Source organism: Micromonospora sp. 15K316, from assembly GCF_004348525.1.
Taxonomy (GTDB): domain Bacteria; phylum Actinomycetota; class Actinomycetes; order Mycobacteriales; family Micromonosporaceae; genus Micromonospora.
In genome coordinates, this window is the sequence record NZ_SMKG01000019.1 from 24,686 (window position 1) to 45,639 (window position 20,954).

Here is a 20,954-nt window from a genome sequence, read left to right on the forward strand (position 1 = left end):
TCGGGTGTCAAATCCCTGAATGACCTTATGTCGATAACACCGGGAAGGTTTCGTTATATTCATATCCGTGGTGGTCATAGCGCCACACGGATCGGCAGGGCGGCAACTGTGTGAGAGCTCGATCTGGTGCGGGTGCAGATCCCCGCGGTGAGGCGTACGGTGAGCTTGTCGCTCGGTTCCCCGGTTGCCGTCAGGTGCCGTCAGCAGCCCGCCCGAGCGTCCATCAATCGTCAATCCCGCGGCGACAGCTTGCTCGTCGTACCGGCTGATCGCCAATCACATCCCGGCCACCGGACCTGCCGGCCGGCATGTTCACGGCCTCCGTGCCTCCCGACCGTGGTGGGCTCCGAGCAGCACATCCGCACCGCCGTCCGGTCGTACGACCCTTCCGGGCGGCTTTCACAAGGGAGTATCGGATGAGGGTCGCCAGGCAGAAGATCGTCAGCATTCTTCGTCAACGCGGCCAGCAGGTCAGGGCCGACTGGGTCGAGCGCGAACTACCGGAGTTGGTGGACCTCGATGAGCATGCCGGGCTGCTCGCCACCCTGCGTCTCGATCCAGCGGATCTCGCCGGCGCATCCTCGCCGTGAATGTCGCTCTGCTCGCGCTGTGGGAAGATCCGCGACTCCAACCAGCATCGCCCCGCGCCGAGTAAGGGGCCCCTAACGTGGTCCGGTGCGCCGTTGTGCGACCTACGCTTCCTTTGGCGGACACGGCGTGCGGTGCGCTACCGGACGGTGCGTCTCGCGAAGGCCGGAGCAGGGCCACCGTGGCCCGAGCCCTGACGATCCGACCGTACTCGGGTGACGTCGGGTGGGACGGTGGCTCCGGCGGGCACGCACTGTCGGACGGTTCCGCTACGGTCGGTGGTCATGGACGCGCGGCGCGGCGAGGCCCTGATCGGGCGGGACCACCCGGCCGGCGTGCTGCGCGCCGAGCTGGACCGGACGATCACCAGCCACGGCGGTCTCGTCCTGGTCACCGGTGAGCCGGGCATCGGCAAGACGACCCTGGTCACAGCGGTGGCACGGGAGGCCCGCCAGCGCGGCGCGCTCGTGCTCGGCGCCGCCTGCTGGGATTCGGAGAGCGCCCCCGGCTACTGGCCGTGGGTGCAGGTGCTGCGGGGCCTGCGGCGCCACGCCGACGACTGGGCCGTCGCCCGACACAGCGCCGAACCGGCGCTCACCACCCTGCTCGGCCAGGCCACCGGCGGTCCCACCGACGCCGAGACGACCGCCGGCGGGGGAGACGGCCCGGCCCGGTTTGGCCCATCCGGCGCGGCGACCGGCGGCGGGAGCGACGACGCGGATCGGGAGACGTTCGCGCTCTACGACGCGGTGACCGCCGCGCTGGTCGCGGCCTCCCAGCGCCGGCCCGTCGTGCTGATCCTCGACGACCTGCACTGGGCCGACCCGGCCTCGCTGCGGCTGCTCGGGTTCGCCGCCCAGCACACCTGGTTCGAGCGGCTGCTGCTGGTCGGCACCTACCGGGACGCCGAGGTCGAGTCCGGCGAACACCCCCTGCGCCCGCTGCTCATGCCGCTGCTGGCGAAGGCGACCACGCTCACCCTCACCGGGCTCTCCCGCGACGAGGTCGGCGCGCTGATGACGCGCACCGCCGGGCGGGAGGCCGAGCCGGAACTCGTCGACGAGGTGCACCGGCGCACCGGCGGCAACCCGTTCTTCGTCGAACAGACCGCCCGGCTGTGGCGTGCCGGCGGCACGGTCGGCACGATCGCCCCGGGCGTACGCGAGGCCGTCCGCCGCCGCCTCGGCCAACTCCCCGGCCCGGTGGTCGAGGCGCTCACCGTCGCCGCCGTACTGGGACGCGGGTTCCACCGGCAGGTCCTCGCCGCCTGCGCCGCGAGCCCGGTGGCGCAGGTCGACCGGCTCCTCGACCACGCATCGACGGCCCGCCTCGTGACCGCCCGGGGCGGCGGCCGGTTCTCGTTCGCGCACGACCTCGTCCGGGAGACCCTCTACGACAGCCTCACCGACGAGGAGCGGCGGGCCCGGCACGCCACCGTGGTGCGGGCCGTCGACGGTTCGAGCGAGCTCGCCGAACGGCTGGTCCCCGCCGACCTGGCCCGGCACGCCTACCTGGCGGGCCCCGACCTCGACCCGTCCCGGGTCACCGAGCTGCTGCTCGCCGCGGCCCGCGACGCCGCCGGTCGGCTCGCGGTCGACGAGTCGCTGACGCACTTCCGCCGCGCGTTGGAGGTCGTCCGGGACGAGGGACAACACGTCCGGATCCTGATCGAGTTCGGCGAGCTGCTCTACCACTGCGGCACCAGCGCGGCCGCCGACCGGCACCTCACCGAGGCCGCCACCCTGGCGCGCTCGCTCGACGATCCGGCGTTGCTCGCCCGGGCCGTGCTCACCCTTCACCGGCACCGGGAGTACAGCAGCGGCCCAACGGCCTCCGCCGAGGAGCTGCTCCGGGAGGCGTACCGGCGGCTGATCGGCGAGCCGGACGACGGCCTCCCGGTCGCCATGCTGGTCACCGACCTGATCACGGCCACCGAGACGCTGGCCCGCCGGGGCCGCGACGACGAGGCGCTCACCTTCAGTCTCTGGGCCCGCCACGACACCACCTGGGGCCTCGGCACCGCGGCCGACCGGGCGGCCATCACCGCGGAGATCCGGGAGGTCGCCCGCCGGACCGGCGACCGGGAGACCGAGCTCTGGGCGACGTCGCTGCGCTGGGTCGCGCTGCTCGAACTCGGTGACCCGGGCTACCTCGACGAGCTGACCGCCTTCGTCGACGGGGCCGGCACCAGCGAGGTGGCCCGGCACCGGATGTCGGCGGCGATCGACGGCGGCATCATCGCCGGTCTCCGTGGCCAATTCGCCGAGGCGGACCGGCACTTCGCCGCCCTGGACGAACTCGGCGAGCAGGCCCCGACCGACTTCGCGTTCATGGTCCATCACCTGCGCTGGGCGCGGCTGCTGGTGCAGGGCCGCTACGGCGAGATCGACGAACTCCTCGACCGGCTCGACCCGACCGACTACCCCTACCTCCAGCTCGCCCGGGCCATCACGGCCGTCGAACGTGGCGACCACGAGACGGCCGTACGGATCACCGCCGGCATCGAGGCCACCGGCGTCACGTACGCCCGACCGGTGTCCCCGCTGTGGCTGCGGCTACGGGCGCAGGCCGCGGCGGCGGCGCGCGACCCGCAGCGCTGCGACGAGGCGCGGGCGGCCCTCAGCCCGTACCGGGGACAGTGGACGGTGGCGCTCTTCGGCTGCGACGTCGGCGGCCCGGTCGACCACTGGCTGGCCCTGCTCGACGCCGCGCAGGAACGCTGGGACGAGGCGATCGCCGGGTTCCGGGCGGCCCGTGCCGCCGCCGACTGGATGGGGGCCCGGCCTTGGTCGGTGGTGGCCCGCGTCGCGCTCGCCGAGACGCTGACCCGGCGCGGCCGCTCCGACGACGTCACCGAGGCGGCCACGCTGCGCGCCGACGCCCGGCGGGAGGCGGCCGCGCTCGACATGCGGCAGGTGCTCGACCGGCTCGCCGCCGAGCACCTGCCGGCAGCCGCGGCCGTCGGGCACCCGCTGGGAGGCGCGGCCGTCGGGCACCCGCCGGGAGGCGCGGCCGTCGGGCACCCGCCGGGAGGCGCAGCCACCGTTGCGCACCCGCCGGGAGGCGCGGCCGCCGACCCCGGCTCGGCGTTCGCGAGCAGTCCGCTCGGTGGCACCGAGGTTCCGGTCGTCGTCGTCGACGGTGGGCCGGGCGAAGCAGCCGCCCGCCGGATCGGGTCGAGCGGCGCGCCCGGCGCTGCCGGTGGCGGTCGGGTCCCGTCGACCGGCGGACCGCAGCCGGTCGGCGTCGCCGAGAGGGTCGGTGCCGAGGTCACCGGTGTCGACACCGCGGGCGGGCCGGCCCTGGCCGGGGCCGTCGGGCGGTCGAGTGGACCTGCCGGGGCCGGCGCCGGGGAGCGACCGGTCGACCTGCGCGTCGAGCCGTCGACGGCCGGCTACGAGTTCCGCCGCGACGGCGCGGTCTGGCGGCTCGCCTACGGTGGCGAGATCGTCCACCTGCCCGACGCCAAGGGGCTGCATGACCTGCATCTGCTGCTCGGCCGGCCGGGGGCCGACATACCGGCCGTCGAACTGCTCGACCCGGCCGCCGGGCCGGAGCTCGTGGCCGCCCGCCGCCTCGGCGGAGATCCGGTGCTGGACGACGAGGCGAAGGCCCGCTACCGGCGTCACCTGGAACGCCTCGACGAGGAGATCGATCGGGCCGCCGCCCGCGACGACGCGCGGAAGGTGGCGGGGCTGGAAGCCGAGCGGGGCGCGCTCCTCGACGAACTGCGCGCGGCGGCCGGGCTGGCCGGGCGCACCCGCCGCCTCGGCGACGAGGCCGAACGCGCCCGCAAGGCGGTGACCGCCCGGATCCGGGACACCCTGCGCAAGCTCGACGCCCGCCATCCGGCGCTCGCCGCCCACCTGCGCGACACCGTCGCCACGGGCGGCACCTGCCGTTACCTGCCGTCGGAGCCGCTGCCCTGGCGGCTGTGACCGGGTCCCCAACCGCGGGATCGCGCCTGGCCTACCGCGCCTGGCCCGCCGCGCGTCAGCGGCGGTGCTTGATCCACTCGGGATCCTTGAAGTCGGGGCATAAGAACGGGTCGGACCCCGCGACATCAATGAAGCCGAGTCGATCAAGCCGCAGCGTCGCCCGGCCCACGGGCAGGTCAGGCGAGACGGCGCGCTGCCCGGATGGGAGCGGCGGACGGTCGGGAGCGGCGGCTGGGCACAGCGACGGGCGGGCGCCGCGACAGTGGTCGCGGCGCCCGCCCGGTACCCGCGTCAGCGGCGGTTGTAGCGGTACATGGTGAGCGTGCCGAAGACGACCACGAAGCCGGCGCTCCACAACAGCAACCACATCGTGTTCGTCGGATCCGACTCGCCGGCCATCGCCGCGCGGACCGCCGCCACCAGGTGCGTGATCGGGTTGGCCTTCACGAACGCCTGGAGCCAGCCCGGCATGGTGCTCGGCTCGACGAAGACGTTGCTGAGAAAGGTCAGCGGGAAGAGCACCATCATGCTCACCCCCATCACCGACTTCTCGCTGCGCAGGACCAGACCGAAGAACGTCCAGACCCAGGAGAAGGCGAACGAGAAGACCACCAGCAGGCCGATCCCGGCGGCCACCCCCATCACCCCGCCGTCCGGGCGGAAGCCGAGCACCAGCCCGACGCTGAGGATCACCACGGCCGCCAGCACGTACCGGAGGACATCGCCGAAGATCATGCCGACCAGCGCGGCCGGCCGCCAGACCGGCAGCGTACGGAAGCGGTCGAAGATGCCCTTCTCGATGTCGGTGTTGAGCCCGACCCCGGTGTACATCGTGATCATGACGACGCTCGTCACCATGATGCCGGGCAGGAAGAACTGGAGGTAGTCACGCGGGCTGTCGGCGAGCGCACCGCCGAACAGGTACGTGAACATCAGCACCATGATGATCGGGAACGCCGTCACGTCGAAGAGCTGCTCCGGCACGTGCTTGATCTTCAGCAGCGCGCGCCAGCCGAAGGTCAGCGACGCGGCCAGCGCGCTCGGTCTCGCCGGCCGCTCGCCGGGGGCGAGGACGGTCGCCAGCGCCTCGGCGGACGGAACGTAGACGGACGGCGCGCGGCCGGTCGTGGTCGCCGCGTTGCTCATCGTGCTGCCTCCAGCTGCTCGTCCCGCTCGTCGGCCGGGACGGCGGGGTGATCGGTCAGGGCCAGGAAGACCTCGTCCAGGCTGGGCTGGCCGAGGGAGAAGTCGTCGACGACGATGCCGGCGCGAGTCAGGTCCGCCAGCGCACGGGCGGCCTGCTCGCTGGCGGCCAGGTCGTTACCCTCGCCGCCCACCCGGGCGGTGAGCGCGAGCGGGTCGGCTTCGAGCTGCACCGGTACGCCGAGCGCCGCCTGGAGCACCTTCTCGGCGTCGGGCCGCTGGGCCGCGTCACGCAGTCGCAGGTGGACGGTGCCGGAGCCGACCGAGGACTTCAGCTCGCCCGGGGTGCCCTCCGCGATCACCCGGCCGTGGTCCACCACCGCGATCCGCCCGGCGAGCTGGTCGGCCTCGTCGAGGTACTGCGTGGTCAGCAGCACTGTCGTGCCGTGCGACACCACCGCCCGGACGATCTCCCACACCTGGTTGCGGCTGCGCGGGTCCAGGCCCGTCGTCGGCTCGTCCAGGAAGAGCAGGTCCGGAGTGTTCAGGATGCTCGCCGCGATGTCGATGCGCCGCCGCATGCCGCCGGAGTACTTCTTCACCTGCCGGCCGCCCGCCTCGGTCAACCCGAACGCGGCGAGCAGCTGGTCCGCCCGCTCCCGGGCGGCCGGTTTGCGCAGCCCGAGCAGCCGGGCGAGCAGCACCAGGTTCTCGACTCCGGTCAGGTCCTCGTCGACCGAGGCGTACTGGCCGGTCAGGCTGACCCGGGCCCGGACCTTGTCGGCCTCGGCGACCACGTCGTGCCCGAACACCCGGGCCCGGCCACCGTCCGGACGTAGCAACGTGGCCAGCACCCGCACCGCAGTGGTCTTGCCGGCCCCGTTCGGGCCGAGCAGGCCGTAGACGGTGCCGGCCGGCACCTGGAGGTCCATCCCGGCCAACGCCCGGGTCTCCCCGAACGAGCGGGTCAGGCCCTCGGCCTCGATGGCCGGGCCGGTCGTGCGCTTACTCATCGTCCCTACCTTCCTATCTGCGTTCACGAGACGTAGGGCCGCGCCGCACGCGCGTCGCGCAAGGCGAGACCCCACCAGGTGAGCTGGTCGAGCAGGACGCGGGCGTCCTGGCAGAGCTGGTCGGCGCACTCCGGCGACGGCTCGCCGCCGAGCAGGTCGACGCCGACGACGTCACGCACCGTCGTCGCGTGCAGCGCGGTGAAGACCGTCCGGAGCTGGTCCACCGCGTGCAGGCCTGTCGAACGGCAGCCGTACGCCACGAAGCCGACCGGCTTGGCCTGCCACTCGTCGTACGCGTAGTCGATCGCCTGTTTCAACGAGGCCGGGAAGCTGTGGTTGTACTCAGGGGTGACCACCGCGAAGGCGTCCGCCCGCTCCACCTCCCGCGCGAACGACCGGATCGCGTCGGTCGGCTCCGCGGGATAGCGGGCGGGCAGGTCGTAGTCGGCGAGGTCGACCACGTTCACGGTCAGGTCGTCCCGGCCGGCGGCCTGCGCGACGAACCAGCGGGCGATCTCCTCGCCCGCCCGTCCCTCGCGGGTGCTGCCGATGATCACGGCGAGCCGCACGGGTCCCATACGTGCCCCCCTTCCGGCCTCTCGGATGCTCCACCCTCCTGGCGCGAGACGGCGGCCAGCGGCCGCCAGATGCGATCTAGCGGAAGTCCGACCGAATCGTCGGGCCGTGCCGTGGCGTTGTCGGTGGCATGCGGTTGACTGCCGGCCGACGAGGAGGGGGATGGGATGGCGCAGGTGCGGATCGCGCCGTGGAGCGAGGACGACCTGGCTCTGCTGCGACGGCTCAACGCTCCGGAGGTCCGCGCGCACACGGGTGGCTCGGAGACCGACGAGCAGGTGGTGTCCCGGCACGAGCGGTATGCGCGCTTCGCCGGAACGGGCAAGGGCTGCATGTTCACGGTGGTGCTGCCGGATGGGGAGAAGGTCGGCAGCGTCGGCTACTGGGAGCGCCAGTGGCGGGGTGAGCTGGTCTACGAGATGGGCTGGGCGGTGCTGCCCGAATGCCAGGGCAGGGGAGTGGCGACCGAGGCGGTGCGGGCGGTCGTGGCCGCGGCGCGGGAACGCCGTACCCACCGCTGGGCGCACGCCTACCCGTCGGTCGGCAATCCGGCCTCGAACGCGGTCTGCCGCAAGGCCGGGTTCACCCTGCTCGGGGAGATCGACTTCGAGTACCCGCCGGGGAAGTACATGCGCTCCAACGACTGGCGCCTCGACCTGACCGCACCCGCCGAGCCGGCCGGGGTGTGAGCCGGCCGGCAGCCGCGTCGTGAACCGACTGACCGCGTCATACGTGCCGGAGGTGACCTTGTTCAGTCAACTGGAGTAACGATGTCGCAGCCGGCCGATTCGCCGCATGGTCCGTACCCGAACTACCCGCCCGCACCGATGACGTACGGCCCGCCGCCGCAGCCGCCGTCCCGGACCACCTTCCTCCAGAAGGCGCTGATCGCCGTCGGCGCTGTCGTCGTGCTGCTCGGGGCGGTCTTCCTGGGCGTGGTCATCGCCACCCCGGCCGAGGAGGGCAACGCCTCCGCGGGCACGGGTGGGACGGCTCCGGTCACCGGGAGCCCGGCGCCGTCGCAGTCGGCCGGAGCGGACCCGGACGTGCCCGGCCGGGTGATCACCGTGGCCGCGCCGAAGACGCTCGGCGGCCGGCCGCTGATCGATCTCGGCACCAGCGACGGCGGTGTGTCCGAGGAGGCGGGGCTCCCGGACGACTCCGGGGTGCCGGAGGTGACCGCCACGGCACAGGGTCTCTACGGCGACATCGCGAAGCAGGACATCGTCATCGTCGACGCGGTGGCGTCGACCGGCGCCACCCGGGAGAGCCGCCTCTCCCTCTTCATCTCCGGGGTGACCAAGGGGCTCAACGTCGGCAACTTCACCGAGGCCGATCCGGGCCCGCTCGGCGGCCAGGCCTTCTGCGGAGACGGCAACATCAACGGCGTGCCGGCCGCCGTCTGCGTCTGGTCCGACAGCGGTAGCACGGGTGCGCTCATCCACTCGCTGCAGAGCCAGGAGAAGTTCCGGACGGAGTTTCCCGCCCTCCGCGCCGAGATCGAGCAGGCGTCCTGACCGTCGCCCGAAAAGGTGACGAGGGGGCCCGAGGGGCCCCCTCCGCGCTCGGCGGGTAGGCGAGGGTCCGGCCCGTCCGGCCGGGCCGCCGTCGACGAGATCGGGGAGCTGTCGAGCGCAGCTAGAGTTGGCGGATGCCGGACGGGAAGATCAGCGCCACCCGCGACCGCGAATCGAGCGGTACGGTGGCGGGCGGGTACGCGGTCGAGGTCACCGACCTGACCGTCACGTACGGTTCGACGACCGTCATCGACGGGCTGGACCTCCAGGTGCCCACCGGCGCGGTGGTCGCCCTCACCGGCGAGAACGGGGTCGGCAAGTCCACCCTGCTGCGCTGCGTCACCGGGCTCCAGCAGCCCTCCGGCGGCGCGATCACCGTCTTCGGCGAGCCGCCCGAGAGCAGTCCCGAGTTCTGGCGGCAGGTGGCGACCACGGTCGAGTCGCCGACCTGGTACCACGGCCTGACCCTGCGGGAACATCTCGACCTGGTCCGGGTGGCCAACGGTGGTGATCCGGCCGACGGGTGCATCGACGAGGTCTCCGGGCTGCTGGGCATCACCGACCTGGGCGACAGCCTGCCGATCACCCTCTCCTCCGGTCAGCGTCAGCGCTTCCTGCTCGCCGCGACGTTCGTACGCCCGAGCCGGCTGCTGGTGCTCGACGAACCGGAACAGCGCCTCGACACGGCGGCGAAGCGGGCGCTCGCCGCGCACCTGCGCGACTACCTGGCCGACGGCGGGACGCTGCTGATGGCCAGCCACGACGAGCAGTTCTGGCACGACGTCGGCGCGGACGAGGTCTGCCTGCGCCGGGCCGAGGGCTGAGCCGGTGACCACCACCCGCGCGCCGGCCCCCGCCCCGGCCGCTGCCGTCGACGTACGCCGCCACATCCGGCGGATGCGGGTCGCCGCCGTCGGCCGGGTGGACCCGAGCAGCGTCTACTGCGTGCTCCTCGCGATCGTGATGGCCGCGGCGCTGTTCGGGCAGCCGCTCGGCGTCATCGTCTGGCCGGCCGACGCCGCCGGGCCGTCGGTGCCGGCGCTGGTCGGCGCCGGCCTGGTGCTGCTGGCCTTCCTCGGTGTGCTCCGGCGGCTCGGCCCGGTGGTCGTCACCCGCGCCGACGCCACCTGGCTGCTGCCCGCTCCCGTACCCCGGCGAACGTTGCTCACCCCCGCGCTGCTGCTCACCGCGCTCTCGGCGACCGTAGTGGGCGGTCTGGTCGGGCTGGCCGTCGCCGGCCGGGTCGCCGAACGTCCCGCGACGTCGACCGTCGTCGTCGCGGGCGTCGCCGGGGGTGCCGCCGTCGGCCTCCTGCTGGCGCTGCTCGCGGTGCACGCCCAGACGCGGCCGCGAAACGGACGGGTCGTCGACCTGGCCGCGGGCACCGTCGCCGCGGCGTTGGTCGCGGTCGCCGTCGGCGAACAGCTGACCGGCGGGTACGCCCCACCGCGTGACGTCCTGCCCTCGGCGTCGACGATGCTGGTGGTGGTGGCGGCCGTGGCGTTCCCGCTCGCTCTCGCCGCCGTCGCCGGGGTGTGGTGGCGGCTGAACAGTTGGCCCACCCACCGGATCGCCGAGGCGTCCGCCTCGACCGGTTCGTACGCCGACGCGCTCTACGCGGTCGAGCCGTCGTTCCTCGCTGCGCAGAGCAGCCGCCGGTACTGGCGCAACCGCACCGGCATCCGCACCTCCCGGCTGCTGCGTGACCGTCGGGTGCCGCCGCTGACGGCGCAGGACCTGCTCCAGGTCCGGCGCAATCCGGGGCGGCTGCCCTGGCTGGTCGGCACCGCCCTGGCCCCCGCCGTCGTCGCCGACGGGCCGGTCTGGCTGCTGATCGGTGTCGTCCTGGTGGGCGCGCTCGCCGCCGCCAGCGTCACCGCCGAGGCGACCCACACCGATGCGTCGAACCCGGCCGCGCTGCGGCTGCTCGGGCTCACGTTCCGCCAGGTCTACGCGCAGCGGCTCGTGGTGCCCACCGGCGTCGCCGCCCTCTGGGGCGCGCTCGCCCTGGGCACGGTGCAGGCGACGGGGCTGCTCTCCGGCCCCTGGTGGGCGCTCGGCCTCGCGGCCGGTCCGGCGGCCGCCGTCGCCGCGCTCTACCGCGCGAAGATCAGCGCCAGCAGCGTCGGCAACATCTTCATCGACACGCCGCTGGGCGCGTTCCCCAGCGGCCTGCTGCTCTGGCTGGTCAACGGCCTGGACGTGGTGGCCGTGCTGGCGCTGCCGATGGTGATCGCCCTGGTGACCGCGCGGGCGCCGGAACAGCTCAGCTGGTCGTCGGTGCTCGTGCAGGCGGCGTTGTCGGTCGCCGGCTGCCTCGTGCTGCTGCTGCGCCGCTCCAGCGCCCGTACCGTCGGCGTGTAGGAGGCCGCGCAAACGCCTAGATCAACTCGGGTTCAAGGAAGTCGGGGTGACCGGGTGAGCCGGACCGCCCGACTTCACTGAAGTCGGGCGGCCACCAGCCGGGGCGGCTCAGGCGATCTTCTCCAGGGCGGCCGTGGCGAGCGGGGCGATCTTGGTGAGCAGCGCGGTCGCGGCGGCCAGGTCGCCGTTCCCACCCGACACGTCCACCTCCATCACGAAGTTGCCCCGCGTCACGAAGAGCGTGCACTGGTGCCGCGTCGAATTGCCCTTCAGCCGCTCACAGAAGGTGATCACGTCCGGCCCGTTCGGGACCGGGGGCGGCGACGGACGCACGATCGTCGAGGTACGGCCGTCGTTCGGCACCTCGTACTTCGTGCAGTTCTTCAGCACCGACCGCAGCTCGTCGGCGAGCTTGCGGCCGGGCACCTTCAGGTAGCCGACCACGTACTGCCGGATCCACACCGTGTCGCCGTCCCAGACCCGCTCCCGGTAGGCCGTCCGCTTGCGGTCCGACGGAAGGCTGTCCTCGCACAACGAGATCAGCTTCCAGGCGTCGCTGTTCTCCTCGGTGAACGCCGCCGTCTCCGGGTGGAACGTCGTGTCCAGCTCCAGCATCGCCGTCTTCACCCGGGTGCTCACCTGCGCCGTGGAGGTCGGTGCCGGCGGGGGCGGTGGCGGTGCGGGGGATTCCGGTGCGGCCCAGCGGGGCGCGCCCGCGGACACGCTCGGGCCGCAGGCCGCCAGAGAGATCAGGAGGAGCAACGACAGCAGGGGGAGCGGGGCACGGCGGAGCGACATCGCGGCCTTTCGTACACGAGGAGGGGGCCTGGTCCGGCCCCTCCTCTGTGCGCCGCCGCCCTGCCGGGCGTTACGTCAGGCCGGGATCCAGTCGAACGTGTCGGGGTGGTTGCCCTGCCGTCCCCCCTCGCCCCGATCGAGGGCGCTGATCCGCTCCATCGCGGCGTCGTCCAGCTCGAAGTCGAAGATGCGGAGGTTCTCCTCGATCCGGGCCGGGGTCGTCGACTTCGGGAAGATGATGTCGCCGCGCTGCACGTGCCAGCGGAGCACCACCTGCGCCGGCGTACGACCCACCAGCTCGGCGATGTCGGTGACCGTCGGGTCGTCGAGCACCTTGCCCTGGGCGATCGGCGACCAGCCCTCGGTGAGGATGTTGTGCTTGCGGCCGTAGTCGCGCACCTCGTCGTTGGCGAAGTACGGGTGCACCTCGATCTGGTTGACGGCCGGCACCACGTCGGCCTCGGCGGCCAGCCGCTCCAGGTGCGGCACCTGGAAGTTCGACACCCCGATCGACCGGGCGCGTCCGTCCCGCTGGAACTCCTCCAGCGTCTTCCAGGTCGACACGAAGTCCCCGTCGTAGCGGGTGGGCAGCGGCCAGTGGATGAGGAACAGGTCGACGTACTCCATCCCGAGCGCCGCGAGCGTCCCGTCGAACGCGCGGCGGGCGTCGTCCGGCCGGTGGGCCGCGTTGCTCAGCTTGCTGGTCACGAAGACCTCGCGCCGGTCCAGCCCGGAGGCGTGGATCGCCTGGCCGACCTCGGCCTCGTTGCCGTACATCTGCGCGGTGTCGATGTGCCGGTAGCCGACCTCCAGCGCCTTCGCGACCGCCGCTGCGGTCTCCCCCGGATCGACCTGGAAGACCCCGAAGCCGAGCTGCGGGATGGTGTTGCCGTCGTTGAGGCTGATGGCGGGAATCGTGTTCGCCACTGCGGCTCCTTCACACGTCGTCCGAAACGTCCGGCGTCCTCCGAAGAGACCGGACCTACCGATCAACTCCCATACCCGGTCGGGTCGCCGCCTCACACGATCCACCGAAGTCAGGAGGTTCCGGGTGCGAGTGCCGGGGCGGCCGACTCGCACCCTCGGTGTGTGGCGGTTTCTGGCGGGTAATGGCAGCCCGCACGTCGACCGTCGACACAGCGGCTAGGAGCGAGCGATGGCCAGACGACACACCTCCGCCGACGACCTCGCCTCCGTAGGCATCTCGGTCCTGCGTTGCGCCCTGGCGACGAACATCTTGTGGATCGGTGCGCTCAAGTTCAAGCAGTACGAGGTCGAGAACGACGAGCCTCTGGTCACGTCGAGTCCGCTGTTCTCGCGGCTCCGCCAGAAGCTGGGCGCACAGAAGCTCAACCGACTCATCGGGGTCACGGAGATCACCCTGGGCTCTCTCATCGCCGCGAAGCCGCTCGCCCCGAGAGCGTCGGCGATCGGTAGCTTCGGGGCGGTCGGGATGTTCCTCACCACGCTCAGTTTCCTGGCCACGACGCCCGAGGCCCGGCAGGAAGGGCAGGGGAGGTTGAGCCTCTCTCAGCTGGGGCAATTCCTGTTGAAAGACACAGTGCTTCTCGGTGCCGCTCTGCTGACAGCCGCCGATTCGCTGGGCGCGGCCCGCCGTAGCTGACCGCCCGCGGACGTGGTGACCCGAGCCGGCCGGCGCGGAAGATCACGATGAGCCGGCAAGCCATGGTTTCCGGCGGTCAGCCGGGAGCGTCGAAGAGCACCGGCCACGGACGCTGCGTCGACGCCGTCGGCGCGCCGACCGCCGGTTCGGCGTCGGCCAGCACCTCGGCGGCGACCTGCCCGAACATGGGCGCGGCCGGATGCGCGGAGCGCTCGGGCCAGACCGCGGAGGTGCGCTTCACCAGGGGCGTGTCGCTGATCGGCCGCCACGCGATCCGCGGCTCCCGGCGCGCGGTCGTGGCCGGCTCGATCGCCACCGCGCCCCCGGCCAGCACCAGCCCGAAGAGGAACTCCGGGTTGTGAGCCGGCCGGACCCGGGCGGGCGCGAACCCCTGCCGCCGGCACACCTCCAGCAGGTGGTCGTGCCAGCCGGGCGCGGTCGCGCGCGCCGCCGTCACCAGGTCCAGTCCGGCCAGCGCGGCCAGCGCCACCTCCCGCCCGCGGGCCAGCGGTGAGGTCCGCGGCAACAGCACCCCCAGCGGTACGTCGACCGGCGCGCCGAAGCGCAGCCCCTCCGCCTCGACCGGGTGGTGCGCCAGCCCCACGTCGAGCCGCCGCTCGGCGAGCATGCGCAGCTGCTCGCCGCTGGTCAGCTCGTGCAGCTCCACGTCCAGCCCCGGTGCCCGGTCGGCGAGCCGGTCCAGCAGGGCGTGCAGTCGTACGGCCGGTGTGTCCGGCGGCACCCCGGCCCGGAGTACACCGAGCGCGCCCGCGCGCACCTGCCGCATCAGGTCGCGTAGCCGCCCCTCGCCGGCGAGGAACTCCTCCGCCTCGCCGAGCAGCAGCTCACCGGCGGTGGTGAGGCGGATCTGGCGGCGGGAGCGGTCGAAGAGCTCCACCTCCAACTCCCGCTCCAGCCGCTGGATGGACTGGCTCAGCGGCGGCTGGGCCATGCCGAGCAGTTCGGCGGCCCGCCCGAAGTGCAGCTCGCGGGCGACCAGCACGAAGTGCCGCAGGTGTCGGAGCAGGTCCACGGGCCGGACCCTACGCCAGCGCGGTGCGGCGACCGGGTGCTCGTCCCGAGCGCGGACCGCCGTCCGAGGTGGATACCGTGCGGGAGTGGCAGTCGTGGAGCGTGTCGAGGGCGTCTTCGCCCGGGCGGGGGTGGAGGGCAACCTGCACGTGGTGGACCTCGACCACCCCGGCGAGGGGCGGACGCCGGTGGCCGGGAGGTCGCCGTCGGGGCGGACGAGCAGGTGGTGATCGCCTCGATCTTCAAGATCCTGCTCGTGTTGGAGTTCGCCCGGCAGGTCACCGACGGTCAGCTCGACCCGACCGAACGGGTCCTGGTCACCGCCGCGGACCGGCTCGGCGGCTGGGGGTTGGCCGGCTGCGACGACGACGCCGAGGTGTCGCTGCGTGACCTCGCCTACTTCGCCATGTCGGTGAGCGACAACACCGCCGCCGATCTGCTGCTGCGCCGGGTCGGTCCGGACCTGCTGCCGATGCTCGCCGCCGAGCTGGGACTGGCCCGGACCCGGATCGTCGGTGGGCCCCGGCAGCTCGTCGAGGTGATGCTCGCCGACGTCGGGGCGCGCACCGAGGCCGAGTTCGCGCGGATCTTCCCCACGCTGAGCGCCGAACGGGTCCGTGCCATGCGGGTCTTCGACCCGGAGCGGACCACCTCCAGCACCGCGCGGGACATCACCCGGCTGCTCGGCCTGATCTGGCGGGACGAGGCAGGCCCGGCCGCGGCCTGCGCCATGGTGCGCGGCTGGATGGCCCGTCAGCTCTTCTGGACCCGGCTGGCGGCCGGTTTCCCGCCCGGCGTCCGGGTGGCCGGCAAGACCGGCACCCTGCCCGGGTTGCACCTGGAGGCCGGCGTCGCCGAGTACCCCGACGGCGGCCGGTACGCGATCGCCGTCTTCGCCCGCACCCCCCAACTCGCCACCCGGCGGATCGACGTGGACCTGGCGATGGGGGAGACCGCCCGTACGGCCGTCGAGGCGCTGCGCGCGGAGTGAGTTTCCGGCGGCGGATGCGCCCTGGGCGTCGGCGGTGACCAGGTTTGATACCCGATGGCATATCGACCGGACGCCTCGCTGATCTTGGACGTGCGCCCACCGGCGCTGGTTGGCTCTGGTCGACCGATCGCCGAGTTCCAAGGGAGCGCACTCGTATGCCCAACCTCGACCGTCGCCGATTCCTTCGTGACGCTGCCGCCTCCACCGCCCTGGTCACCGCCGGTGGACTCGCCTCGACCTCGCTCGGCGCCCCGGCCGCCTCGGCGGCGCCCGCCGGTGCGGCTCGGCGCCGTCCCGGCCCGGTCAGCTTCCGCTGGTGGGGCACCGCCGGCTGGCGGGTCGACATCGGCGGCCGGACCGTCCTGGTCGACCCGTTCCTCAGCCGGATCGACACCGGGCTGTTCGCCGGTGCCTTCAAGGACTCCACTCCGCTGGAGGTCGACACCGCGGTGGTCGACAGCTACGTCGACCGCGCCGAGACGGTGCTGGTGACGCACACCCACTGGGACCACTTCATGGATGTGCCGTACATCGCCGGCCGCACCGGCGCCCGGGTCTTCGGGACGCTCACCGCGTACCACCTCGGGCTCGCGTACGGGGTGCCGTCCGGGCAGCTCAGCGCGGTCAAGGGCGGCGAGGTGATGGACTTCGGGGACTACACCGTCGAGGTCGTCGCCTCGCTGCACAGCCGTAACGGGTCCTACGCGGTGGCGTTCCCGGGAGTGCGGGTGAACCCGCCGGCGAAGCCGGCCACCATCGCCGACCTGCCGGAGGGCGACACCCTGAACTACGTCCTGCGGGTCGCCGATGGGCCGACCGTGTTCTTCATGGGCGCCAGCGACTTCGTGGCCCGTAACCTGACCGGCATCGCGCCGGACGTGGCCATGGTGGCGTTGAACAGCACCACGGTGACCGTCGACTACGTGGCCCGGCTGATGGCGGCGCTGGATCACCCGAAGGTCGTCGTGCCGGTGCACTTCGACAACTTCGAGACCGAGCTGCGCAACCCGCCCACCGTGGCGCCCGCCGACCGCACACGACTCGACCGGCTGATCGCGTCGGTGCGGGAGTCGTCTCCGCGTAGCCGGGTGCTGGTGCCCGAGTACGGCACCGCCTACCACTTCTGATCGGGGGACGGCGGGTGGTCACGGGGGTGCCCGACCACCCGCCGGATCGCCCGGTGGCGGGTTCCGCAGCCGCCCGCCGATTGCACGCAACTACGTAAGTTCGTAGTATCGACGTATGGCGGATGTGGAGCGGCGGCTGGCCGCGTTGGAGGCGCAGGTCGCCGACCTCGTCGAACGGTTGCCCGCGCGAGGAGAACCGGCGCCGGAGGTCCCCGGTGACACCTTCTGGGCGCTCGACGGGCTCAAGCAGCGCCTGCCCGAGGGCGGCGGCGGGGCCGTGCTCTACACCGGCGCCGTCCGCCTCGCCGACGAGCACTACGACTGGCAGTACGGCCGCACCGTCGACGCCGTCCTCGACGCCGACTGGACGGAGCTGGCCGGCACGCTGAGCGCCCTGGCCCATCCCGTCCGGCTCCGCCTGCTGCGCGAGATCCTCGGCGGGCGGCGCGGCACCGCCGAGCTGACCGAGATCGAAGGGCTGGGCACCAGCGGCCAACTGCACCACCACCTGCGCCAGCTCACCGCCGCCGGTTGGCTGCGCAACGCCGGCCGCGGCCGGTACGCCGTACCGGCCGAACGGGTCGTCCCGCTGCTCGCCATCCTCACCGCCGCTCGCCGCTGACCGAGCCACCGCCCCACCCGACCCGGACGGCGCCCCTCCCGCCGCCCGATCGACGGAAGGAGCACCATGCGCAAGCCGACCGCACTCACGCTCGCCGTCGGGCTCGCCGCCGCGGCGGCGGCGTTCCCCGTCGCGCCCGGCGCACCCACCCTCGGCGGGCGGCACACCGGAGACGCCGACCTGGCCGCCACCACCCGGGCCGCACTCGGCGACGGCCGGGGCTACCGCGGCCTCGCCGTCGCCCTGATCGAGCCCCACCGGGTGCGCACCGCCGGGCTCGGTGACCGGGCCCCCGGCGGCCCGCCCGTCGAACCCGGCACCCCGTTCGAGATCGGATCGATCGGCAAGGCGCTGACCGGGATGCTGCTCGCACACCGCGCCAGCGCCGGCGCGGTACGCCCGGACGACCCGCTGTCCGCCGCGCTGCCGCAGGTCACCGGGGCGACCCGCGAGGTCACCCTCGCCGAGCTGGCCAGCCACCGCTCCGGCCTGCCCCGGCTCGCCACCTCCCCGGCCGACCTGCTCACGACGGTCTGGACCAACATCACGGCCGGCAACCCGTACGCCCGGTGGAACACCGACCGCCTGATCGACGCCGCCGGCGACAAGCGCCCCGGCGACGGGCGCGGCGAGGTGCACTACTCGAACTTCGGGGTGTCGCTGCTCGGGCAGGCGCTCGCCGCCCAGGCCGGCACCGGCTACCCCGAGCTGCTCGACCGTGAGCTGCTACGCCCGCTCGGCATGACGCATACCGTGGTCGCCACCGACCCCGCCGGACTGCCGCCGGATCGGGCCACCGGCGCGAAGCTCGGCGGCCGGACCGCCGACCCCTGGCTGGGCAGCGGGTACGCCCCCGCCGGGATCGGGGTCTGGTCGACCGCCGAGGACCTGTCCCGGCTGCTCGTCGGGCTGCTCGCCGGCACCGCCCCCGGGGCCGACGCCGCCACTGCCCGCTTCACCGAGAACGCCCGCGACCGGATCGGCTACGGCTGGTTCACCAGCCGGTACGGCGACCGCGAGGTCACCTGGCACAACGGCGGCACCGGCGGATTCCGGTCGTACGCGGCGATCGAACGGGCCACCGGCCGGGGCGTGGTGGTGCTCGGCAACACCGAGCACGACGTCGACCGGCTCGGACTGCGCCTGCTCGGCGTGCCCGCCGATCCGGCCGAGGACGGTCGGGAGGTACCGCTCGCCGGTTGGGTCGGCGCCGCCGTCGCCCTCGGCTTCTCGCTCCTCGGCGGGGCGAGCCTGCTGCGCACGGCACGACGGATGCCCGACCGGCTCAGCCTCACCGGTGCCGCCGGCTGGGCCCTGCTCTACCTCGGCCTCGGGCACCGGCTCGGCAACTGGTCGCTGGTGCCCGGCTGGCTCTGGCCGCTGGGCGTCGGCCTGTCGGTCGCCGGGCTGGTCACGACCGCGCGCCAGTGGCGGGCGTTACCGACCGTCGCCGGAGCGCCGACGTGGCGGCGGTCGGCCTCCCTCGCCGGCTCGCTGCTCGTCGCCGTGCCCCTGCTCGTCGCCATCGCCGCCTGACCCCACCGGGTGCCCGGCCCGCGGTCGCCCGGACCCGTGGGTCGGGCCCGCCGGTCGGCCGGATCCGCAGGTCGGGCCTTCAACGGGCGGCCGGTCGACGAGGCGACCCCGGTCGCCGCCGTGCCCGGCCCGTCGCCGGCGGACACGAGGGGTCGGGTCAACCGGCCGCGCGAGTCGGCCGCCCGGCGCCGGGATCGGGTCCGGGCGCGGCCGGACCGACCAGTCCCGTCTCGTAGGCGACGATGACCAGCTGCGCCCGGTCCCGTACCGCCAGCTTGGTGAGCAGCCGCCCGACGTGCGTCTTCACCGTCGCGAGGCTGAGGTGCAGGTGCGCGGCCAGTTCCGTGTTGGAGAGCCCGCGAGCGATCAGGGTGAGCACCTCCCGCTCCCGCTCGGTCACCCCGTCCAGGCGGCGCGGCAGCGGCCGGGCCGGCTCCGGCCGCCGGGCGAACTCGTCGATCAGGCGCCGGGTGACCGTCGGCGCGAGCAACGCCTCACCCGCCGCCACGACCCGGACCGCGGCCAGCAGGTCGGCCGGCGGGGTGTCCTTGAGCAGGAACCCGCTCGCCCCGGCGCGCAGCGCGCCGTACACGTACTCGTCCAGGTCGAACGTGGTCAGGATGAGCACCCGGGTGCCCGCCGTCGCCGGGTCGGCGCAGATACGCCGGGTCGCCTCGATGCCGTCCATCTCGGGCATCCGGACGTCCATCAGCACCACGTCCGGGCGGTGCCGGGCCGCCAGCGCCACGGCCTCGACACCGGTCCCTGCCTCGGCCACCGTGGTGCAGTCGCCGGCCAGGTCGATAAGCACCCGGAAGCTGCCGCGCAGCAGGGCCTGGTCGTCGGCGATGAGCACCCGGATCATGCGACGGCCCGGTACGGCAGGCGGGCGGAGACCGCGAAGCCGCCACCCGGACGCGGGCCGGCCGAGAACTCCCCGCCGTGCAGCGCCACCCGCTCGCGCATGCCGGTCAGCCCGTGGCCGTACCCGCCCATCCGGACCGGCCGCCGGCCGTCGTCGACGACCTCCACCCGCACCTCGCCGGGCCCCACCACGACAGTCGCGTGGCAGGCCGCCGGGGCCGCGTGCTTCACCACGTTGGTCACCGCCTCCTGCACGATCCGGTACGCCGCCAGGCCCACCGACTCCGGCACCGCGTCCCCGTCCGCGACGTCCTGCCGCACGTCCAGCCGTACCTCCACCCCACCGATCGCCGCGCGGTCGGCGAGTTCCGGCAGCTCGCCGATGCCGGGCGCCGGAGCGTGCTCGGTGCCCTCGCGGAGCGCGCCGAGCACCCGGCGGATGTCGGTCAGCGCGCCCCGGCCGGTCCGCTCGATGACCCGCAGGGCGTCCCGCGCCTCACCCGGGTCGACGTCGGCGACGTGGTTGGCGACGGCCGCCTTCACCACGATCAAGCTCATCGTGTGGGCCACCACGTCGTGCAGCTCCCGGGCGACCCGCAGCCGCTCCTCGGTGGCCGCCTGCCGTACCAGTTGCTCGCTCTGCCGGGCGGCGAGCGCGCGTCGCTCCCGCATCGACCAGCCGACCAGCCAGGCCGGCGCGATCATCACCGCGGCGTAGCCGACCGCGCCGCCGCGGGTCCACAGGTCACCGGCGGTCGTCGCCAGCCCGACGCTCACCAGGACCAGGCAGACCGCGGCGTACGCCAGCGACCGGCGGACGGGCTCGGCGACGGCCAGCGTGTAGAAGGCCAGCCCGATCGCGACCGCCGGAGCGGCGGCGGCGAAGTTCGGGATGACCCCGGTCACCAGCGCCACGGTGGTCGTCGCGCTCACCGCGACGGCCACCGCGACCGGCCAGCGTCGCCGGACTGCCACCGGCAACCCGATGACCACTCCGGTGAGCACCGACACCCAGACCGGCTCGCGTACCCCGCCGTGCAGCGGGGCCTCCAGCGCCGCGTACGCGCAGAGCGCCGCACCGAGCACGACGGCCAGCACACCGTCCACCAGGTACAGATCGATCGGCCGTGGCGGCCGGGTAAGCAGGTGGGTGCTCACCTGGGCAACGGTAACCGGAGACCCGGCCCGGCGCGTCCACCCGAGGCCCGTCATCCCCCGGGA

The 20,954-nt window shown here is 73.7% G+C and carries 20 protein-coding genes; 12 read left to right on the plus strand and 8 right to left on the minus strand.

Annotation, left to right across the window (positions count from 1 at the left end; genetic code table 11):
* Positions 1 to 416 precede the first annotated feature (416 nt).
* Together E1211_RS32375 and E1211_RS07320 are read left to right on the plus strand one after the other, a co-directional pair.
* A complete protein-coding gene (locus E1211_RS32375; RefSeq protein ID WP_165947200.1) occupies positions 417 to 590 on the plus strand; it encodes a hypothetical protein in 174 nt (57 codons plus the stop codon).
* Between the two features lie 282 nt (positions 591 to 872).
* On the plus strand, positions 873 to 4,526 hold the full coding sequence (locus E1211_RS07320; RefSeq protein ID WP_132346733.1) for an AAA family ATPase: 3,654 nt from the start codon (positions 873 to 875) through the stop codon (positions 4,524 to 4,526).
* A 291-nt stretch (positions 4,527 to 4,817) separates the two neighbouring features.
* On the opposite strand, the gene E1211_RS07325 is transcribed toward E1211_RS07320, so the two are convergent.
* Genes E1211_RS07325 through E1211_RS07335 form a run of 3 tightly spaced genes read right to left on the minus strand, consistent with a single transcriptional unit; the run spans position 4,818 to position 7,260 of the window.
* A complete protein-coding gene (locus E1211_RS07325; RefSeq protein ID WP_132346736.1) occupies positions 4,818 to 5,672 on the minus strand; it encodes an ABC transporter permease in 855 nt (284 codons plus the stop codon).
* Positions 5,669 to 6,682 (minus strand): ATP-binding cassette domain-containing protein, encoded by a 1,014-nt coding sequence (locus E1211_RS07330; RefSeq protein ID WP_132346738.1) that lies wholly within the window; start codon positions 6,680 to 6,682, stop codon positions 5,669 to 5,671. Before E1211_RS07330 ends, E1211_RS07325 begins: the two co-directional genes overlap by 4 nt.
* A 23-nt stretch (positions 6,683 to 6,705) precedes the next feature.
* Entirely contained in the window at positions 6,706 to 7,260 is a 555-nt protein-coding gene (locus E1211_RS07335; protein WP_132346740.1) for an NADPH-dependent FMN reductase, read from the minus strand.
* A 165-nt stretch (positions 7,261 to 7,425) separates the two neighbouring features.
* On the opposite strand from E1211_RS07335, the gene E1211_RS07340 reads away from it, so the two are divergent.
* The 4 genes from E1211_RS07340 (at position 7,426) to E1211_RS07360 (ending at position 11,139) form a co-directional block, all read left to right on the plus strand.
* Positions 7,426 to 7,947 carry a GNAT family N-acetyltransferase gene (locus E1211_RS07340; protein ID WP_132346742.1) on the plus strand — a complete coding sequence of 174 codons (522 nt, stop codon included), beginning with the start codon at positions 7,426 to 7,428 and terminating at the stop codon, positions 7,945 to 7,947.
* Between the two features lie 81 nt (positions 7,948 to 8,028).
* Positions 8,029 to 8,775 carry a hypothetical protein gene (locus E1211_RS32380; protein WP_165947201.1) on the plus strand — a complete coding sequence of 249 codons (747 nt, stop codon included), beginning with the start codon at positions 8,029 to 8,031 and terminating at the stop codon, positions 8,773 to 8,775.
* Positions 8,776 to 8,909: 134 nt separating this feature from the next.
* Complete coding sequence (locus E1211_RS07355; RefSeq protein ID WP_132346748.1) at positions 8,910 to 9,599, plus strand: ABC transporter ATP-binding protein; 690 nt, start codon at positions 8,910 to 8,912, stop codon at positions 9,597 to 9,599.
* Positions 9,600 to 9,603: 4 nt separating this feature from the next.
* Positions 9,604 to 11,139, plus strand: coding sequence for a DUF6297 family protein (locus E1211_RS07360; RefSeq protein WP_132346750.1), 1,536 nt, complete (start codon positions 9,604 to 9,606; stop codon positions 11,137 to 11,139).
* Between the two features lie 108 nt (positions 11,140 to 11,247).
* Here the strand turns inward: E1211_RS07360 and E1211_RS07365 are convergent, their stop codons facing one another.
* Positions 11,248 to 11,778 (minus strand): hypothetical protein, encoded by a 531-nt coding sequence (locus tag E1211_RS07365; RefSeq protein ID WP_132346752.1) that lies wholly within the window; start codon positions 11,776 to 11,778, stop codon positions 11,248 to 11,250.
* Between the two features lie 234 nt (positions 11,779 to 12,012).
* Entirely contained in the window at positions 12,013 to 12,864 is an 852-nt protein-coding gene (locus tag E1211_RS07370) for an aldo/keto reductase (protein ID WP_207915290.1), read from the minus strand.
* Between the two features lie 229 nt (positions 12,865 to 13,093).
* Between E1211_RS07370 and E1211_RS07375 the strand changes: the two genes are divergently transcribed.
* On the plus strand, positions 13,094 to 13,561 hold the full coding sequence (locus tag E1211_RS07375) for a YkgB family protein (RefSeq protein WP_132346754.1): 468 nt from the start codon (positions 13,094 to 13,096) through the stop codon (positions 13,559 to 13,561).
* Positions 13,562 to 13,637: 76 nt separating this feature from the next.
* Here the strand turns inward: E1211_RS07375 and E1211_RS07380 are convergent, their stop codons facing one another.
* Entirely contained in the window at positions 13,638 to 14,594 is a 957-nt protein-coding gene (locus tag E1211_RS07380; RefSeq protein WP_132346756.1) for a LysR family transcriptional regulator, read from the minus strand.
* Between the two features lie 85 nt (positions 14,595 to 14,679).
* Here E1211_RS07380 and E1211_RS33290 point away from each other — a divergent pair, with 85 nt between their 5' ends.
* The 5 genes from E1211_RS33290 to E1211_RS07400 all read left to right on the plus strand — a co-directional run bounded on the left by E1211_RS33290 (position 14,680) and on the right by E1211_RS07400 (position 18,869).
* On the plus strand, positions 14,680 to 14,823 hold the full coding sequence (locus E1211_RS33290; protein ID WP_243709392.1) for a hypothetical protein: 144 nt from the start codon (positions 14,680 to 14,682) through the stop codon (positions 14,821 to 14,823).
* The gene (locus E1211_RS07385; protein ID WP_243709393.1) at positions 14,820 to 15,584 is read left to right on the plus strand and encodes a serine hydrolase; all 765 of its coding nucleotides are present in this window, start codon (positions 14,820 to 14,822) and stop codon (positions 15,582 to 15,584) included. Before E1211_RS33290 ends, E1211_RS07385 begins: the two co-directional genes overlap by 4 nt.
* Positions 15,585 to 15,739: 155 nt before the next feature.
* Positions 15,740 to 16,711 (plus strand): MBL fold metallo-hydrolase, encoded by a 972-nt coding sequence (locus E1211_RS07390; protein WP_132346758.1) that lies wholly within the window; start codon positions 15,740 to 15,742, stop codon positions 16,709 to 16,711.
* A 115-nt stretch (positions 16,712 to 16,826) separates the two neighbouring features.
* Positions 16,827 to 17,333, plus strand: coding sequence for a helix-turn-helix transcriptional regulator (locus E1211_RS07395; RefSeq protein ID WP_132346760.1), 507 nt, complete (start codon positions 16,827 to 16,829; stop codon positions 17,331 to 17,333).
* A 66-nt stretch (positions 17,334 to 17,399) separates the two neighbouring features.
* Complete coding sequence (locus tag E1211_RS07400) at positions 17,400 to 18,869, plus strand: serine hydrolase (protein WP_132346762.1); 1,470 nt, start codon at positions 17,400 to 17,402, stop codon at positions 18,867 to 18,869.
* A gap of 157 nt (positions 18,870 to 19,026) precedes the next feature.
* Here the strand turns inward: E1211_RS07400 and E1211_RS07405 are convergent, their stop codons facing one another.
* Both E1211_RS07405 and E1211_RS07410 read right to left on the minus strand, forming a co-directional pair.
* A complete protein-coding gene (locus E1211_RS07405) occupies positions 19,027 to 19,734 on the minus strand; it encodes a response regulator transcription factor (RefSeq protein ID WP_132346764.1) in 708 nt (235 codons plus the stop codon).
* Positions 19,731 to 20,891: a sensor histidine kinase gene (locus tag E1211_RS07410; RefSeq protein ID WP_243709394.1), complete on the minus strand. Its 1,161-nt coding sequence runs from the start codon at positions 20,889 to 20,891 to the stop codon at positions 19,731 to 19,733. Before E1211_RS07410 ends, E1211_RS07405 begins: the two co-directional genes overlap by 4 nt.
* Positions 20,892 to 20,954: the final 63 nt, after the last annotated feature.

What these genes read in the sequence shown, in the direction of transcription:
- E1211_RS32375 (WP_165947200.1), top strand. Translation starts at nt 417, where the DNA reads ATGAGGGTCGCCAGGCAGAAGATCGTCAGCATTCTTCGTCAACGCGGC.
- E1211_RS07320 (WP_132346733.1), top strand. Translation starts at nt 873, where the DNA reads ATGGACGCGCGGCGCGGCGAGGCCCTGATCGGGCGGGACCACCCGGCC.
- E1211_RS07325 (WP_132346736.1), bottom strand. Translation starts at nt 5,672, where the DNA reads ATGAGCAACGCGGCGACCACGACCGGCCGCGCGCCGTCCGTCTACGTT.
- E1211_RS07330 (WP_132346738.1), bottom strand. Translation starts at nt 6,682, where the DNA reads ATGAGTAAGCGCACGACCGGCCCGGCCATCGAGGCCGAGGGCCTGACC.
- E1211_RS07335 (WP_132346740.1), bottom strand. Translation starts at nt 7,260, where the DNA reads ATGGGACCCGTGCGGCTCGCCGTGATCATCGGCAGCACCCGCGAGGGA.
- E1211_RS07340 (WP_132346742.1), top strand. Translation starts at nt 7,426, where the DNA reads ATGGCGCAGGTGCGGATCGCGCCGTGGAGCGAGGACGACCTGGCTCTG.
- E1211_RS32380 (WP_165947201.1), top strand. Translation starts at nt 8,029, where the DNA reads ATGTCGCAGCCGGCCGATTCGCCGCATGGTCCGTACCCGAACTACCCG.
- E1211_RS07355 (WP_132346748.1), top strand. Translation starts at nt 8,910, where the DNA reads ATGCCGGACGGGAAGATCAGCGCCACCCGCGACCGCGAATCGAGCGGT.
- E1211_RS07375 (WP_132346754.1), top strand. Translation starts at nt 13,094, where the DNA reads ATGGCCAGACGACACACCTCCGCCGACGACCTCGCCTCCGTAGGCATC.
- E1211_RS07390 (WP_132346758.1), top strand. Translation starts at nt 15,740, where the DNA reads ATGCCCAACCTCGACCGTCGCCGATTCCTTCGTGACGCTGCCGCCTCC.
- E1211_RS07395 (WP_132346760.1), top strand. Translation starts at nt 16,827, where the DNA reads ATGGCGGATGTGGAGCGGCGGCTGGCCGCGTTGGAGGCGCAGGTCGCC.
- E1211_RS07400 (WP_132346762.1), top strand. Translation starts at nt 17,400, where the DNA reads ATGCGCAAGCCGACCGCACTCACGCTCGCCGTCGGGCTCGCCGCCGCG.
- E1211_RS07405 (WP_132346764.1), bottom strand. Translation starts at nt 19,734, where the DNA reads ATGATCCGGGTGCTCATCGCCGACGACCAGGCCCTGCTGCGCGGCAGC.